Raw genomic sequence first — 16,574 nt, 5'->3', positions numbered from 1 at the left:
ACAACTCTGCGCACCAAAGATAGGTTCCAGCCCCACGTTCGCTTTGAGGGAACTGTGAATCTATGCCTGCAAAGGCCAGTTCGTACTAGGCTGGTGGGCAGAATCCCCCTATCCACGTACTGAAGGAGAGTCATGGCAGGCGAGTCCACATTCGACGTCGTAAGCAAAGTAGACAAGCAGGAAGTTGCCAACGCGCTGAACCAAGCGCAGAAGGAAATCGCCCAGCGATACGACTTCAAAGGCGTTGGCGCTGAAATCGACTTCAGCGGCGAAAAAATCCTGATGAAGGCGAACGCTGAAGAACGTGTTTTGGCAGTGCTGGACGTCTTCCAGTCCAAGCTGATTAAGCGCGGTATTTCGCTTAAGTCCTTGGACAGCGGGGAGCCCTATCCCTCCGGCAAGGAATACCGCTTGGAGGCTTCCATCAAGGAAGGTATTGCTCAGGACATCGCCAAAAAGATCAACAAGCTGATCCGCGAGGAAGGCCCCAAGTCGGTCAAGTCCCAGATTCAGGGCGACGAACTTCGCGTCTCCTCCAAGTCGCGTGACGACCTGCAGGAAGTTATGGCTATGTTGAAGAACTTCGAAGAGACCGATCTTCAGTTTGTGAACTTCCGCAGCTAATAGCTGCACTGCCTGCCCCGCGAAGTTCTGCGGGGCCGCGGATGATTGAACTGGGTCCCGGGAGAGGAACCACCATTACGCAAGCTCGTCTACTACGTTGCCACTACGCTGGACGGTTTCATTGCCGGGCCCGACGGCGGGGATCCAAGCGGGGCTAGCTTTTTCCCGATTACCCCGGACGTCATCGACTTCATCGTGACGCACTACCCAGAAACTCTTCCGGGTCCTGCCCGCACAGCTCTGGGAATTGATGGTCCTGGTCAAAGCTTTGACACCGTCCTAGAGGGCCGCGGATCCTACGAAATCGGCTTGGCCGCCGGGCTCACTGACGCCTACCCTCATCTGCGGCACCTGGTTTTCTCGTCCACGCTCGAGAGCGAAGACCCGGACGTTGAGATCGTCAGCAAGGACGCCATAGAACGAGTCCGCGCGCTCAAAGCCGAAGCAGGCAAGGACCTCTGGCTGGTGGGCGGCGGTACTCTTGCGCACTCACTATTGCCCGAAATTGATCGTCTGATCTTGAAACAAAACCCTTCGGTCATCGGCTCCGGAATCCCGCTATTTGCTGGCGCGTTCCAGGCTCACAGTTTCAGTCCGATTGACGAAATCACGCTTGAGTCAGGGGTTCGCGTCTTGACGTTCGATCGGTCCGAAAACTCGTAACTCACCGACCGGGATTCAATTAGGGCACGTCAGTTTTGCTTAATACCTTTCACTCGGTAATGTTCCTTCTTAGTTGGACCTTGGTTAGGGTCCCCTAAGCCAAGGATCTGTTCATGCTCGGGAACTTCCTCATCGGACTCCGGGAGGGCCTCGAAGCATCGCTCATCGTCGTAATCCTCATCGCTTATCTGATCAAGACCGGTCGCACTCATCTGCTTCCGCGCTTGTGGATTGGTGTGGGCGCAGCGGTTGCCGTGAGCATCGGCTTCGGCGCACTGCTCACCTACGGCCCACGCGGACTGACCTTCGAAGCTCAGGAAGCGATCGGCGGGTCACTGTCCATCGTTGCTGTTGGCCTCGTAACTTGGATGGTCTTCTGGATGGCCCGCACTGCCCGAACTATGGGGTCTAACTTGCGCGGAAAAATCGACGATGCTGGCCGTGGCGCCGCGTGGGGCATTGTTCTGGTTGGTGCACTCTCGGTGGGCCGCGAAGGTCTAGAAACCGCTTTGTTCTTGTGGGCAGCGGCCCAGGCCAGTGGGGAGAACACCATCCCGCTGGTGGGCGCACTCCTTGGTTTGGCTCTTGCGGTTCTGCTCGGATTCCTCCTGCACCGCGGCGTGATCAAGATTCGGCTCGACCGATTCTTCACGTGGACCGGCGCCATTTTGATTGTGATCGCCGGTGGCGTGCTCGCCTACGGAATCCATGACCTCCAAGAGGCCGGCATCCTTCCGGGTTTGCACCGGCTGGCCTTTGACGTATCAGCTGCCGTCCCGCCGTCGTCCTGGTATGGAACGCTCTTGAAGGGCACTTTCAACTTTTCCCCAGCCACCACGTGGCTGGAAGCGGCCGCTTGGCTGCTGTATGTCATCCCCACCCTTGCACTGTTTTTGCGCGCCAACCGTCAGAGCGGAACCTCCACGGCGCAGGCTAAAACCAGTCCGGTTCTCCCCAACGGACTTACACCGAAAGAATCTCAATGAGCCTCGTATCCTCCCCGAAACGCCAAAACTTCGCCGCAGCAGGTGCTGCTTTGGCCCTTTTGGCGCCGCTGGCCCTGACGGCGTGCACGGACAACACTGCCAAGCCGGCCAGCAGTTCAGCTGGCGGCCCGGTGGCCGTCACCAGCACTACGGATGCCTGCCAGCTCAGTGCCACGGGCGCCAAGAGCGGCCCTGTCACCTTTGAAGTGAAGAACGACGGCGCCGACGTCACCGAGTTCTACTTGCTCGCCGAAGACGGTCTGCGCATTATTGGCGAAGTGGAAAACATTGGCCCAGGCATCACCCGCAACCTGGTAGTCACCGCCCCTGCTGGAACGTATCAAACAGCGTGCAAGCCGGGTATGCAGGGCGACGGCATTCGCGCGAGCTTCACGGTGGAAGAGTCCGGAACCACGCCGTCGGTCAGTGCCGACGTGCAGAAGCTGACGGAGACCGCCACCGGCCAGTACACGGCATACGTGAAGGATCAGACGGAGCAGTTGCTGACCGGAACCAAGGATTTTGCTGCGGCCTTTGCTAGCGGCGACGCTGCCAAAGCCAAAGGGCTCTACGCCTCGGTGCGGATGCACTGGGAGCGCATTGAGCCCGTTGCCGAATCCTTCGGTGACCTAGACCCCAAGCTGGACCTGCGCGAAGCAGACCTAGAAGCTGGCCAGAAGTTGACCGGCTGGCACCGGGCCGAGAAGGACATCTTCCCGCCTGCCAGCTACAAAGCCATGACCGAGGCCGAGCGCAAAGCCATCGCCGACCAGCTGGTTGCAGACACTCAAGACCTCTACACACGCACTCGGACTGTGAAGCTCACCGCGGATCAGCTCGGCAACGGTGCCAAGGAGCTTTTGGATGAGGTGGCAACCGGCAAGGTCACCGGTGAAGAGGAAATTTGGTCTCACACGGATCTGTGGGACTTTCAGGCCAACATTGACGGGGCCCGGATTGCCTTTGAAAACCTCCGCCCGGTGCTGTTGATCAAGGACGCTGCGCTGGCTACCAAGCTGGACGCCCAGTTCAAGTCTTTGCAGGCTGAGTTGGACAAGTTCAAGGACGGCGAAGGCTTCACGTATTACAACGACCTCACCCCCGCTCAGGTCAAAACCCTTGCCGCCTCGGTGGACTCGCTTGCCGAGCCGCTGTCCAAGCTGACCGCCGCCGTTGTTCTCTAAGAAGTTGCCTTCTATGGGCATGTTTTCTCAGTCGAAGACACCGGCACCGGCCGAGGAGAATTCCGCTAGCCCTTCGATGAGCCGTCGCGGGCTCCTGACCTACGGCGGCGCTGCTGCGGCCGGTGCTGCCGCAGGCGCTGCCGTCACGGTGCTGATCACGCAGAACGCCGGGGGTGATGCGGCTCCTGCCGCGTCGGCCTCCTCGGAGTCCGTTCCCTTCTATGGCGCCCAGCAGGCGGGTATTGTCACCGCTGCTCAGGATCGTCTGCACATGGCCGCTTTTGACGTCACGGCCACCAACCGCGATGACTTGATCAGTCTGCTGAAGGACTGGACCGCTGCCTCCGAAGCCATGTCCGCGGGCCGCGAGGCAGGGGACACAGGCGCCGTGAACGGGCCTTATGACGCTCCGCCGGAGGACACCGGCGAGGCTCTCGGTTTGAGCGCTTCCCGGTTAACCATCACCTTCGGGTTTGGCCGGACGCTCTTCAAGAACGACGCCGGTACTCGCTTTGGGTTGGACTCTCGCCTCCCCGAGGGGCTGATTGATTTGCCTCACTTCCCGGGCGACGCTCTTGAAGACAACCGCAGCGGTGGCGACATTGTGATTCAGGCATGCTCGGATGACCCGCAGGTTGCCGTTCACGTCATCCGCAACCTGGCGAGAATCGCCTTTGGCCGGGCCACAATCCGCTGGTCTCAGCTGGGTTTTGGCCGCACTTCCTCAACGTCCCGTGAGCAGCAAACACCCCGCAACCTCTTTGGGTTCAAAGACGGTACTGCCAACGTCAAAGCCCAGGATGATGAGCTGCTGGACAAACATGTCTGGGTTCCCAAGTCGTCATCCGCTGGGGAGGACTGGCTGACCGGCGGTTCCTACATGGTGGTGCGACGCATCCGCATGCACATTGAAATCTGGGACCGGACGTCTTTGGGAGAACAAGAGACGCTGATCGGCCGCACCAAGGGATCTGGGGCACCGTTGTCCGGCGGGGAAGAATTTTCTGAGCCGGACTTTGCACGAGCTGGCAGGGACAATAAGCCCCTCATTGCCACCGACTCCCATGTCCGTTTGGCGCATGCTCAGTCCAATTCAGGGGTGAAGATGCTGCGCCGCGGCTACAACTTCACGGACGGATCCGACTCCCTCGGCAGACTCGACGCCGGACTATTTTTCATCGCTTTTGTCACGGATCCCCGCTCCCACTACGTGCCCATGCAAATGGCTATGGCACAAAAAGACAGGCTGGCCGTGGAGTACTTGCGGCACACAGGTTCAGGCGTGTTTGCCATTCCTCCCGGAATCCAAGCTGGCGGCTTTGTGGGCGAAGGCCTGTTTAGCTGAACCGACTGTCCTGAGGCTTGTTCCCTGAAGCTCGCAAAAAGCGCTTGGTGCCTTCTAGCGCCCGGCCATACGTTCGAGCCGGGCAATCCGCTCCCGCATAGGCGGGTGCGTTGCAAACAGCTTGGTCATACCCCCTCCGCGGAACGGGTTTGCGATCATAAGGTGCGAGGTATTAACAAACTGCTGCTCTTGGGGTAACGGCGCAAGCTGTACGCCGCGCTCAATCTTGCTCAAGGCTGAGGCGAGCGCCAGCGGATCGCCAGTGAGCTTGGAACCGTCCTCATCGGCGTCGTACTCTCTGGTCCGTGAAATGGCCAGCTGAATCAGCGAGGCGGCAAAAGGTGCCAACAGAGCCATGGCAATCGCCGCGATCGGGTTGACGCTGCGGTTGTCCCGCGAACCGCCGAAAAATAGCATCATCTGGCCCACCGAAGTGATAACACCTGCGACGGCGGCCGCAACAGATGAGGTGAGAATGTCCCGGTTGTAGACGTGCATCAGCTCGTGGCCCAGGACGCCGCGCAGCTCTCGCGCGTCGAGCAACTGGACGATCCCTGCCGTGACACACACTGCAGCGTTTTTGGGATTTCTACCTGTAGCAAAAGCGTTCGGCGCGGAGGTAGGTGACACGAAAATCCGAGGCATCGGCTGGCCGGCACGCTGCGAAAGTTCCCGCACCGTAGCGTACAGCTCCGGGGCTTGGGCCTCGGGAATCTCAGTTGCTTGCATGGAGCGGATAGCGATCTTGTCACTGTTCCAATAGCCATAGAACGTGGTGCCAACACCGATCAGCGCCATAATCCAAATGGGTGTTGAGCTGCGGCTCCACAAACCGATCACAGCTCCTAGGCCCAAGAGCACCGCCCACAGCACACCAAAGAGTGCAGCGGTTTTTACGCCATTGTGATGGTTATGCACCGTGAATCCTTCCACCCAGTTTGAACTGCCCTACTCCTATTATCCGGCCGGTTGCACCAGACCAGTGTCATAGGCCAAAACCACTGCCTGCACACGGTCACGCAAATCCAACTTCCCCAAAATCTTGGACACATGGGTTTTGGTGGTTTGCTCCGCAATAAAGAGCTTTTTGGCAATCTCTTGGTTGGAAAGTCCCATGCCGATCAGCACCAGCACTTCGCGTTCCCGCTCAGTCAACACATCCAGGCGACGATCCGCGCATACCGGTTTGGGCCGTGACTTCGCAAAATCTTCAATCAGCCGTTTGGTGATACTCGGCGCCAACAACGCCTCCCCCGCCGCGACCACACGCACAGCATTCACCAACTCCTCGGCCGGGGCGTCCTTGAGCATAAACCCGCTGGCACCGAGCTCGAGCGCTTGGTAAATATAGTCATCAACATCGAACGTGGTTAGCATCAGCACATGGCTACCCGACGACGCTCCACCCAAAATCTGTGCAGCGGCCTCAAGGCCATCCATCACCGGCATCCGAACGTCCATCAAAATCACATCCGGCCTTAAAGTACGCGCCAAATCCACTGCTTGCGCGCCGTTTTCAGCCTGCCCCACCACCGTCATGTCCGCTTGAGATCTCAGCAATGCAGCGAAGCCTGCACGCACCATCGCCTGGTCGTCTGCAACAAGTACTTTAATCGTCATGTGCGTCCCTTTCCGGGGCTTTTGCTTGGGTCTGCTCAGCGGCAAAGTTACTAGTCAAACCAGTAGTTGTGGCGTTCGCGTTCAGTGGCAAGTGCGCCATCACTCGGAACCCGCCGTCCGGGGTGGCCGAGCTCTCTAAAGTGCCCCGCACAAGCTGCGCCCGCTCACTCATACCCCGCAGACCATGCCCGTCACCGGGGTTAACCGTTTTCGCCTCGGCCGAGGTCTCCGCTAAACCGGACCCAGCGGGGGCGATTGTCCCGGCGGTGTTGGTCACAGTGATTCTCAACCACCCGGCGTCGGGCGTCACCTGAACCGTAGCCCGGGCCGACGGCGCGTGACGCACCACGTTACTCAACGCCTCCTGGACAATCCGGTAAGCCGTCAAACCAGTGACCGGCCCCGGATCGATTCCAGCGAGGACCTCGGCATTGGGGCCCTCAACATCCACCCCGGCGCGAGTGGCCGCCTCCATCAACGCCGGTAAATCAGCCAACCCCGGTTGAGGCGCAGTAGAAACAGCCTCGCGATCGCTGCGCAAAACTCCCAAAAGCGTTCGCATCTCATTCATGGCCCGGCGTGAATTGGCCGCAATGTCCTCAAACTCAGCCGCAACGGCAGGTTCCATTCCCGGGTACCGGTACTTCGCCGTCGTCGCCTGAACCGAAACTAGGGACATTCCGTGAGCCACCACGTCGTGCAACTCCCGGGCAATCTGGGAACGCTCATCAGCGATTTGCCGCCGCGCCACTTCCTCCGCGGTAACCTGCCGCTCAACACGAAGCTGCTCGCGAATGTCCTGCCAGCGGCCAGTGATAATCGCTGCGATCAACAGGCCAAAGGAAATCGAAGCCAAAACCACCAAGTTTTTACTGCCATCAAAACTCGGATGTGCGGCAGTCAACCCAGCCGAGGCCGTAGCCGCAACCGCCACACTTGCAAGCCAGGAAGCGGCGGCGAGTGGCCATGATGCTTTGAGCCCCGCCAAAACCACCACCAGAATCTGGCACAGCATCGCCGGGACACTCACCGGGAAAGGCAACAGCGGGTCATAAACAGCCAAAACTGGCACAAAATACAGTGGCACTAGCGAAAGTAGAACACCCAAAGCGGGCCGGTGCAGAGTCAGAAAAGCCGCCAGGGAATGGCAGGCGCCCAGCAATAGCCCCGGCACAATCTCGAGCCCATACAGCGAAGAGTTCAATGACGACGAGACCGCCAAGAGCAGCAGGGACACTAGCAAAACAAGCACATTAAACGGGCCCTCCGCAGAGAAACTCGCTAGAGCTGGAAGGACATTGCGGACCCGGAATTTCATACTTCTATTGTGTGGCATTTGCATCTATTGCTCTCAGGCCGTTGGGGTGCGGGCGTCGTAGTTCATAAAGCCCGGTTGGAGTCTGCTGGCCAGCCACGCCAAAACAATACAAATCAATCCACCAACTAGCAGCACCCACCCCTCGGCTAAGAACTTGGTGGCACCGCCGGCCACCATGTCCCCAAAACGCGGGCCGCCAGCAACCACCACAATAAATACACCCTGAAGCCGGCCACGCAGATGATCTGGGGTAGCTGACTGCAAGATGGTGGTTCGGAACACGGAGCTCACAGAATCGGCGATGCCCGCAGCGGCGCAGCACAAGGCAGCCGGCCACAGCCAAATCTGCGGTTCGCTCCCGCCCGTATGGCTGGCCATCACCACCACCAGTCCCAATGCGGAAATGCTCGCGCCCCAACCCATCACCGAAATCACCACTGCCACACCCTGACGGTGGACCCGCCCCAGCGGCCCGGAGAACAGCCCGGCTAGGAATGCGCCCACAGCTACAGAAGCCAGCAAAATTCCCACTGTGCGCTCGCCGCCGCCAATCATCACGGCGCCGATGGCAGGCAATAGAGCCCGCGGTTGGGCACAAATCATGGCGATCATGTCGATGATAAAAGTCATACGCACGTTGGGTCGTGTGCCCAGAAAACGGAAACCCTCCACGACGGAGCGGACACCAGCCTTCCGGACTTCGCCCTGGGGCGGCATGGGTGGGAGCCGGAAGAGTGCCCACATCACAAAAAAGAAGGTCACCGCATCAATGGTGTACGTCCAGTGGAAGCCGATCGAGGCCACCAAAACACCAGCAAGCAGCGGTCCGGCAGTAGTAGCCAAACCAAAAGTGATCATGTTCAACGCGTTCGCCGCAGTGAGGAGTTCTTTGCGAACCAGCAGCGGAATCATGGCGGTCCGAGCCGGGGTGTTGATGCCCATCGCAGCACTCTGCAACGCTGCGAGGACAAAAAGTATCCACACGTTGTTGAGCTGGAACCAGGCCTGAATTGCCAGACCAACGGTGCTCAACCACAGCACCGAGGATGCTAGGAGTGCCACGGTGCGGCGGTCATGAGCATCGGCGATTGAGCCACCCATCAGCCCAGCAATCACCAGCGGTACCAGGGCGAAAATGCTCAAGAGGCCTACATAGACGCTCTCGCCGGTAATGCGGTACACCTCAAGACTGATGGCCACAATCGTCAGCTGGCTCCCGGCTGCTGAGACAAATGAACCTAGCCAAAGCCGCCGAAACGCGGGGCTTTCTTTCGCCGGGGACAGGTCTGCAAGGAGGTTAGGCACCGGACAAGCCTAGTGCGTGCATTTGTGCGGAGTTTTAGCGCCGGTCACTTGGTGGGCTCCCGGTCCTGGCCATGCCTACTGTGAGTGCTGGATCCTTGCTAGAGTCGGGCAAGAAAGGGGGCCTGATGGGACTACCTCGCCGCTTACTACTCTCATCAACGTTTTGGGAGGTCTCACGCCCCCGAAATCCGCTGACGCCAGGTCATCTCGCCATCGTCCTCACCGACCCGTCAAAAACCTTCGACGCCGGCTCAGCCGCCGACCTTCTCCGCTGTTACCGGGCTGCCCGAACGGCTTTGAGTGCGGTTCTTAATTCACACACATTCCGTTTGCAGTTTTCGATGAACTGGCACCCCGTGGGCAGTGGTGTGGGGGAACCGCTAGCCGAGTCTTCCACCCCAACTTTTCACCTCTTTGGGGACACAGGTCCCGGTGCGGCCCTGGCGCAGCCTGAACTTCTTCAATGGCCGACGGCGGAACAACAGCTCGCCTTGCCAGCACACCGGCGGCGCGTGTTGCGTGAGACTGAGCGCGAAGACCTCGACCTAGCGCTGCGGACCGAGATCCGCAGTGCTGATGCACAGGCGCAGGGTGCACTCCCGCAGACTTCGCTCCCACAAGGTGCAGGCACCGCAACTGTCTCCGTCATTTCACTGGGGGACGAATCCGGTGCTAGCTGCGGGCTAAAGGTGACGTTCGGCGTCGTACCTTCCACGGCTGGTGCGGGCGAAATTGGTGCACTGGCCCCGGAACTAGTGGTTGACCTGGCCGGGAAGCTCACGGCGCAGATAGAAGCTTCGCCGTACCCGGGTGTGAGTTGCCTTGCGCTCGATGGGCCCCAAGCAGTGATGTACGTGTACCCCCGATCCGTCACCGAAAAAACCAACCCCCTTCTCCCTCCCACATAGTCACCCGCCCTTCAGACGAAGTCGGTGCACAGCGCCACCTCTCCCGCCGAGGTCGGTGCATAGCTCCGCTGGCCTAGGTAATTTCCGGGGAAAACGGCGCGAAGCACCGACCTCGGCGCAAGGGGCGGGTGGGCCAGCTGAGACGGAGGAAGCTTAGGCTTGGCTTATTGCGACTTTCTCAAAATAAGTGTTTGAATGGGGCTATGACCCTCAGCACACATACTTCCGAAGATTGGGCAGCCGAGCTGCGCTCTTTGGGACGGCGTGTGACTAAACAGCGCTTGGCTGTGCTGACGGCCGTAGAACTGCACCCGCACTCCCCCGCCGAAGCAATTCTTAGCTTCGCCCGGGAAGCTCTCCCCGAGCTCACCGCACAGTCGGTCTACGTGGTCCTCAACGACCTCAGCGAACTCGGCATGCTCAGGCGCTTCGAGCCGCCACACTCCCCCGCGCTCTACGAAACTCGAGTAGCAGACAACCATCACCATGCCGTGTGCACAAGCTGCGGCCGGGTTGAAGACGTTGAATGCGCCGTAGGCCATGCGCCCTGCCTGACCCCTCATTGGTCAGAAGAATCCCGCCCCATGACTATTCAGATCGCCGACGTCCTTTACCAAGGCATCTGCCAGGACTGTTTGGCAGAACAGGCCCTGAAGCTCACAAGCCCACCTGAAAAAGCAAGTAACCCGAGAAAGTAGGAGAACAATGACGGCTAACTTTTCCGAGCCTGTTCAACATACCGCCACTACAACACAGACCGGCGCCCCTGTTGCCTCCGACGAGCACTCGCTGACCGCAGGTGCCGACGGTGTCACAGCGCTTCACGACCGCTACTTGGTTGAGAAGCTTGCCCAGTTCAACCGCGAGCGCATTCCGGAGCGGATCGTTCACGCCAAGGGTGGCGGCGCATTCGGTACCTTCACCGTTACCGGTGACGTATCCAAGTACACCCGAGCTGCGGTTTTCCAGCCCGGCTCTTCAGTCAAGACCGCTATCCGTTTTTCCTCCGTTGCAGGCGAAATGGGCTCCCCCGATACTTGGCGTGACGTCCGTGGCTTCGCAACCCGTTTTTACACTCAAGAGGGCAACTTGGACATCGTGGGCAACAACACCCCCGTGTTCTTCATCAAGGACGGGATCAAGTTCCCCGACTTCATCCACTCACAGAAGCGCCTCCCGGGTTCGGGCCTGCGTGACGCTGACATGCAGTGGGACTTCTGGACCCTCTCCCCTGAGTCCGCACACCAGGTGACCTACCTGATGGGTGACCGCGGCCTGCCGCGTTCATGGCGTGAGATGCACGGTTTCTCCTCGCACACGTACCTGTGGACCAATGCTGAAGGCGAGCGTTTCTGGGTCAAGTACCACTTCCGCTCCAACCAGGGCGAGCACAACATCACTAACGATCAGGCTGAAGAGCTTGCCGGTTCTGATGCTGATTACTACCGCCGCGACCTCTACGAGGCTATCGCCGAGGGTAACTTCCCTAGCTGGAACCTGCACGTGCAGATCATGCCGTACGAGGATGCCAAGACCTACCGCTTCAACCCCTTCGACCTGACCAAGGTATGGCCGCACTCGGACTACCCGCTGGTTGAGGTTGGCCACTTTGAGTTGAACCGGAACCCGGAGAACTTCTTCGCCGAGATCGAGCAGATTGCGCTTTCCCCGGCCAACGTTGTCCCCGGTCACGACATCTCCCCGGACAAGATGCTGATGGCACGTGTGTTCTCCTACCCGGATGCACACCGCTACCGTGTTGGCACCAACTTCAACGAGCTGCCGGTTAACCGCCCCATTTCCCCGGTGAACAACTACTCGCAGGACGGTTCTCTGCGCCACGGCTTCAAGCCAGCGTCCGCTCCGGTCTACGCACCCAACTCCTTCGGTGGCCCGGTCGCCGACCCGGCACGTGCTGGCGAAGGGTCATGGGAGTTCGACGGCGCGTTGGTGCGTGCCGCTGCAACCCTCCACTCTGAGGACAGTGACTTCGGCCAGGCCGGTACCTTGTACCGTGACGTGTTCGACGACGGCGCCAAGGCCCGCTTCCTAGACACCATCACCGGTGCTGTAGGCGGCGTCAAGAGCCCTGAGATCAAGGAACGCGCCATCCAATACTGGACCAACGTTGATGCTGACCTCGGCGCCAAGCTCCGCGCCAACGTGTCCGCAGGTGAGCCGGGCTCCGGCACCGGCGAGGCAGAAGCTGCCAACAAGATCTAAGGCAGTCCACCACCAAAAGGGGCCCTGCACCACGGATAAAACCGTGGCGCAGGGCCCCTTTTAGTTTTCTAAAAATCAGGCGTCGGCCGGAGCTGTCGTTGCGGCATTCGCACCGTCACTAGATCCACCGTCGCTAGATCCACCCGCGACACTGACCCCGCCCGTAAAACCTGGCAAGTCACTCTTGCCCAAACGGAAGTCCAGGTTTTGGAAGAAGACATCCACCATCCGTGAGAAGGCAGCGGTGGCGGCATCGGCGTCGTTCATCACCACGTAGTCATATTGCAGCCCGTAGAAGGACGCGGCGAAAAGCCGGGCGTCAGTGACAGCAACGGCATCGCTGACACCTTGAACGCGGAGCCAATTGCGAGCCACCTCGAACCACAGCCGGAAGCTCTCCTGAGCGTCCCCACGTTGAACAGGCAACACCAGGTCCTGCATGGACGCCTCAAATTCGAGGCGTTGCAGGTTCCGGTTTCGCTGTTGAAGACACCACTGCCACGCGTTGTTGAGCCATTCGGCGAACTGTTCGCGGCTCACTTGCGAGACGTCGGCATGCTTGATGTGGTCCTGACGCGACTCGATGGACCGGACAATCTCACCCACCAGCTGTTCACGGTTTCCAAAGTGGTACACCAACACGTAACTGCTGATCCCCAAACCGTCCGCGAGGCTCCGAAACGTAAGGTCCGCTACCGATTTGTTCAAAAGGTACGTCAGGATTTCGGCGAGCAGCTCTGTCTTGCGCTCAGGTTTTGGAGGTCGGGCCATTTCCCCATCTTAGAGATCGGAGCACGATTTACGGAACAAACGCCGCCTTATTAGTCTTCCTTGCTGCCTTGTGACGCAAATTCCTTGGCATCAGCAAAGCGCTCGTTCAGGCGTGAGTGGCGTTGCCCGTAGGCGAAGTAGATGATCAAACCGATGACCAGCCACCCAGCAAAGAAGATCCAGGTTTCCACCGCGAGGTTTGTCATCAAGTACACGCACAGCGCGGCCGAGACGATCGGAAGAACCTTGCCAAACGGAACACGGAAGGACGGCTTGAGATCCGGACGCTTTTTGCGCAGTACCAGAATGCCCAGGCTGACCACCACAAACGCGGAGAGCGTTCCGATGTTGATCATCTCTTCAAGCAGGTCAACCTTGGTCAATCCGGCAACAAGTGCGACGGCGGCACCACAGATGATCTGAATGCGCGCCGGAGTTGAGTGCTTGGCGTTGGTCACGGAGAGCGCGCGGGGCAACAAACCATCCCGGCTCATGGCCAACACAACACGTGAGAGACCCATCAACAGCACCATAATCACGGTGGTCAAACCGATGAGTGAGCCGAAAGCGATGACCTTGGCAGCATCGGTATTGCCCACTGCCTCAAAGGCGGTGGTAAGTGTGGGGCTCTCCGCCTTTGCTAGCTCGGTGTAGGGCACCATACCGGTCAGCGCCAAGGAGACCAGGATGTACAGCAGCGTCACTACGGCCAGACCGCCGAAGATACCGCGCGGAAGAGTCTTCTGCGGGTCCTTAACTTCTTCAGCTGAAGTGGCCACAACGTCAAAGCCAATAAAGGCGAAGAACACCAGTGCCGCACCAGCGAAGATGCCCATGGTTCCGTACTGAGCCGGCGCTGCGCCGCTGAGGAATGAGAAGAGGGACTGTTTCATAACGTCCGCGCCGCCATCGTTGGCGGTGGGAACGGAGGTTGGAACAAAGGGGCTGTAGTTCTCAACTTTCACGTAGAGGAAACCCACCACAATAACGAATAACACCACAGCAATTTTGATCATGGTGAAGACGTTGCCTACACGGGCAGAGAGCTTGGTTCCCATCACCAGAAGTACTGTAAAAATGGCAACAATCAGGAAAGCGCCCCAGTAGAGGTCCACGCCGCCTACGTTGAAGGACGGCGGAATATCAACACCTGTCAGCGCGAACACCTTGCTGAGGTAGATGCCCCAGTACTTGGCGATCACAGCTGCTGCAGTGAAGAGCTCCAGGATGAGGTTCCAGCCGATGATCCAAGCGAGAATCTCACCCATGGTGGCGTACGTGAAGACGTACGCGGAGCCTGCCACGGGCATGGCGGTGGCGAATTCGGCGTAACACATGATGGCCAGCGCGCAGGTAACAGCGGCGATGGCAAAGGACAAGGTAACGGCCGGGCCAGCGAAGTTTGCTGCGGCCTTGGCGCCCACGGAGAAAATACCGGCACCCACCGCGACGGCGACGCCCATAATCATCAGGTCCCAAGTACTTAGGGAGCGTTTGAGCTTGCGCCCAGGTTCCTCGGAATCGGCAATCGACTGCTCAATTGCTTTGGTCCTCATCAGATTCATGGTGTAATCCAGCATCGTTCGGGGGTAAAAACGGACTTATCCAGAGTATTGTCCGCCCATCGGACGTTCCCACACGTCCCACATAGTGAGACAAAGCCGTCTACCTGAGTGGACACGTCTAACTAGCGGCGGCAGAAGTTTCAGCGGCCCCGGGAGCCGTCGGCGACGGGCTAGGCAGTGCAGAACTGGGCGCTTCAGAACTGGGCGCTTCAGAACTGGGCGCTTCAGAACTGGGCGGGGGCTCAATAGCCGGTGCCGCGTCATAGCTCTGGGTTGAAGCCTGAACCTTGGAACCTGACACGCTCACTTGAATTGGCGGGTGCTCTTTGGCGCCGATCCGCGCGAAGTCCAGTTCGGTCACCGTATTGGGGGTCAAGGCTGCGGCTGTGCAGGTCATGCGCAAAGAGTTGCTGGGGTCCTCGGTGCAAGTGAACGGCGAATTGGCTGGGAGCATCGCCGTCACTGGGGCCATCGTGGCCGGGTTCTGCCCCGCAGTTGGAATGTATTGGACCACGGCCGCGACATCACTGGGTGCGCCGGTGCCACTTGGGTCAGACAGGCTGATCAGCACACTGCTGCGATCATCGGAGCTCGCGCGTGTTACGGAGACCGCCGGAACATAGATTGCAGGAGCTGGCGGCGTGGTGGTTACTGGCGGCGCGGTAGGAGTGTTGCTGGTACTTGGCGCTGGATCCTCACCCGGGATGGTGGGTTTTGTAGAGGACGACGGCGGCCGCTGGCTTGAACTAGTGTCTCCAGAGGGCGAGTTCTGCCCTGCACCTGTGCTGGGGTGATCGTTTTGGCCGCCGGTGCCAAGCTGTCCCGTACTGCTGTGGGACCCATTCCCCGTGCTAGAGCCAGGACCGGGCGCCGAGGGGCTTCTCTGGCCCGAACCATCACCTGAACCGTTGCCAGAACCGGAGGTACCGCTCGTGGAACCTGCCGGAAGTGGTGAGGGTCCGCCGTCGTTATTTCCGCCGGAGTTTTCGCCGTGCGCGCTGAACCCGTTATTACCCGCGGCGTTATCTGCTGCGAAGGCATTGAAAAGCCCATAGTGCACGCCGCCAGCGAGCACCAGCGTCACAGCAACTGCGGTACCAACGGCCATCAAGGAATTCGCCCGCAACCAATCCCAGCTACGGACCGTTGCTTGCTGCAATCCTGTGGCAAAGGCGGCCATGGTGCCACCACGGACCAGCCACGAGGATGAGAGCGCCAGCCCGGCCACCAAGGGGAACACCACGGTGCGCATTCCGGCCCCAACGTCGGTGAGATGCGCGTACATGACGGTGCATTTGTTGCACTCGTCAAGGTGCTCGCGCACTTTGCTCTGCTTGGCACCGCTGAGCGCGCCGCGAGCATAAGCGCCAAGGTTCTCTGCGTACGGTTGGCAGTTTTCGTCGTCGGAAACGTTAATGTGTTCCTGCAGGTACGCCTGCCGCAATCCTTCACGTGCACGCAGAGCCAGTGCGGAAACGGCATTGGCGCTCAGGCCCAGCAACGGTGCCACGGCTGCGGGTTTCATGGCGTCAATCTCGGTATACCAGAGCACTGCCTGCCAGCGTTCGGGCAAAGATTGATAGGCACCACCAATGGTGCGCGCTTCGAAGGACTCCAGCGCAGTGTCCCGCCCAGTCCCCGGCTGCTTATATACAGTCATGTCTTCGCCCGGTTGGACCTGCGCGTCACGTTCGTTGTGCCGTGCAGCCAAGTGGGCGATGGTGGTGAAGAGGTAGGCCCTGAAGAATTCTTTGGGGCCAGCACCTGCCTTGAGGGCGGTCAAGACTTTAGCGAAAGCCTCGGCGGCCAGGTCTTGGGCGTCGCTGGGGTTGCGCGCATACCGCCGTGCCAGTGCGACGGCGGAGCCATGGTGCCGTGCGAACAATTCACCATAAGCGTCAACAACATCTTCGCGGACAAGCGCGATGAGTTGGGCGTCGCTGGGAGTTGTGGGTTCGGCGCTGGGCGTCGCGTGGTTGAGCATGTACAACAATCGTTCGGGGACAGGACCAAGAGTTGGGCCAAAAAACTGCCCCACTCCGCATGCACGAACTCATTTATA

Annotated in this window: 15 protein-coding genes; 8 read left to right on the top strand and 7 right to left on the bottom strand. The window is 59.5% G+C overall.

The features are described 5' to 3' along the window. Positions 1-132 precede the first annotated feature (132 nt). The 5 genes from ACQR35_RS01695 to efeB all read left to right on the top strand — a co-directional run bounded on the left by ACQR35_RS01695 (position 133) and on the right by efeB (position 4,802). Complete coding sequence (locus ACQR35_RS01695) at positions 133-624, top strand: YajQ family cyclic di-GMP-binding protein (protein ID WP_430269043.1); 492 nt, start codon at positions 133-135, stop codon at positions 622-624. Between the two features lie 45 nt (positions 625-669). Next, positions 670-1,287 (top strand): dihydrofolate reductase family protein, encoded by a 618-nt coding sequence (locus ACQR35_RS01690; RefSeq protein WP_430269042.1) that lies wholly within the window; start codon positions 670-672, stop codon positions 1,285-1,287. 113 nt (positions 1,288-1,400) lie between these two features. Next, entirely contained in the window at positions 1,401-2,273 is an 873-nt protein-coding gene (efeU, locus tag ACQR35_RS01685; RefSeq protein WP_430268009.1) for an iron uptake transporter permease EfeU, read from the top strand. Next, entirely contained in the window at positions 2,270-3,457 is a 1,188-nt protein-coding gene (gene efeO / locus ACQR35_RS01680; protein ID WP_430269041.1) for an iron uptake system protein EfeO, read from the top strand. The genes efeU and efeO overlap by 4 nt, the downstream gene beginning before the upstream one ends. A 19-nt stretch (positions 3,458-3,476) precedes the next feature. Then, positions 3,477-4,802, top strand: coding sequence for an iron uptake transporter deferrochelatase/peroxidase subunit (gene efeB / locus ACQR35_RS01675; RefSeq protein ID WP_430269244.1), 1,326 nt, complete (start codon positions 3,477-3,479; stop codon positions 4,800-4,802). Between the two features lie 54 nt (positions 4,803-4,856). Here efeB and htpX read toward each other — a convergent pair whose 3' ends face one another. From htpX to ACQR35_RS01655, 4 genes are read right to left on the bottom strand one after another with little or no spacing between them, the layout of a single operon-like run. Further along, positions 4,857-5,720 (bottom strand): zinc metalloprotease HtpX, encoded by an 864-nt coding sequence (gene htpX, locus ACQR35_RS01670; protein ID WP_430268011.1) that lies wholly within the window; start codon positions 5,718-5,720, stop codon positions 4,857-4,859. 39 nt (positions 5,721-5,759) lie between these two features. Beyond that, the gene (locus ACQR35_RS01665; RefSeq protein WP_430268012.1) at positions 5,760-6,422 is read right to left on the bottom strand and encodes a response regulator; all 663 of its coding nucleotides are present in this window, start codon (positions 6,420-6,422) and stop codon (positions 5,760-5,762) included. Continuing rightward, entirely contained in the window at positions 6,412-7,740 is a 1,329-nt protein-coding gene (locus ACQR35_RS01660; RefSeq protein ID WP_430268013.1) for a sensor histidine kinase, read from the bottom strand. Before ACQR35_RS01660 ends, ACQR35_RS01665 begins: the two co-directional genes overlap by 11 nt. A gap of 33 nt (positions 7,741-7,773) precedes the next feature. Then, the gene (locus ACQR35_RS01655; protein WP_430268014.1) at positions 7,774-9,045 is read right to left on the bottom strand and encodes an MFS transporter; all 1,272 of its coding nucleotides are present in this window, start codon (positions 9,043-9,045) and stop codon (positions 7,774-7,776) included. 125 nt (positions 9,046-9,170) lie between these two features. Here ACQR35_RS01655 and ACQR35_RS01650 point away from each other — a divergent pair, with 125 nt between their 5' ends. From ACQR35_RS01650 to ACQR35_RS01640, 3 genes are all read left to right on the top strand, one after another. Continuing rightward, positions 9,171-9,953 carry a hypothetical protein gene (locus tag ACQR35_RS01650; RefSeq protein WP_430268015.1) on the top strand — a complete coding sequence of 261 codons (783 nt, stop codon included), beginning with the start codon at positions 9,171-9,173 and terminating at the stop codon, positions 9,951-9,953. Between the two features lie 203 nt (positions 9,954-10,156). Next, positions 10,157-10,651, top strand: coding sequence for a Fur family transcriptional regulator (locus tag ACQR35_RS01645; protein WP_430268016.1), 495 nt, complete (start codon positions 10,157-10,159; stop codon positions 10,649-10,651). A 7-nt stretch (positions 10,652-10,658) separates the two neighbouring features. Continuing rightward, positions 10,659-12,176 carry a catalase gene (locus ACQR35_RS01640; protein ID WP_430269040.1) on the top strand — a complete coding sequence of 506 codons (1,518 nt, stop codon included), beginning with the start codon at positions 10,659-10,661 and terminating at the stop codon, positions 12,174-12,176. A gap of 75 nt (positions 12,177-12,251) precedes the next feature. On the opposite strand, the gene ACQR35_RS01635 is transcribed toward ACQR35_RS01640, so the two are convergent. From ACQR35_RS01635 to ACQR35_RS01625, 3 genes are all read right to left on the bottom strand, one after another. Beyond that, positions 12,252-12,947 (bottom strand): TetR/AcrR family transcriptional regulator, encoded by a 696-nt coding sequence (locus ACQR35_RS01635; RefSeq protein ID WP_430269039.1) that lies wholly within the window; start codon positions 12,945-12,947, stop codon positions 12,252-12,254. 50 nt (positions 12,948-12,997) lie between these two features. Then, complete coding sequence (locus ACQR35_RS01630; RefSeq protein ID WP_430269243.1) at positions 12,998-14,512, bottom strand: amino acid permease; 1,515 nt, start codon at positions 14,510-14,512, stop codon at positions 12,998-13,000. Positions 14,513-14,630: 118 nt separating this feature from the next. Further along, positions 14,631-16,496, bottom strand: coding sequence for a sigma-70 family RNA polymerase sigma factor (locus ACQR35_RS01625; RefSeq protein ID WP_430269038.1), 1,866 nt, complete (start codon positions 16,494-16,496; stop codon positions 14,631-14,633). Positions 16,497-16,574: the final 78 nt, after the last annotated feature.

Origin of the sequence: Pseudarthrobacter sp. J1738, assembly GCF_050490315.1 — a bacterium.
Taxonomy (GTDB): domain Bacteria; phylum Actinomycetota; class Actinomycetes; order Actinomycetales; family Micrococcaceae; genus JBNPEO01.
The sequence above is the reverse complement of the archived record's forward strand: the minus strand, read 5'-3'. Positions and strand labels throughout refer to the sequence as shown.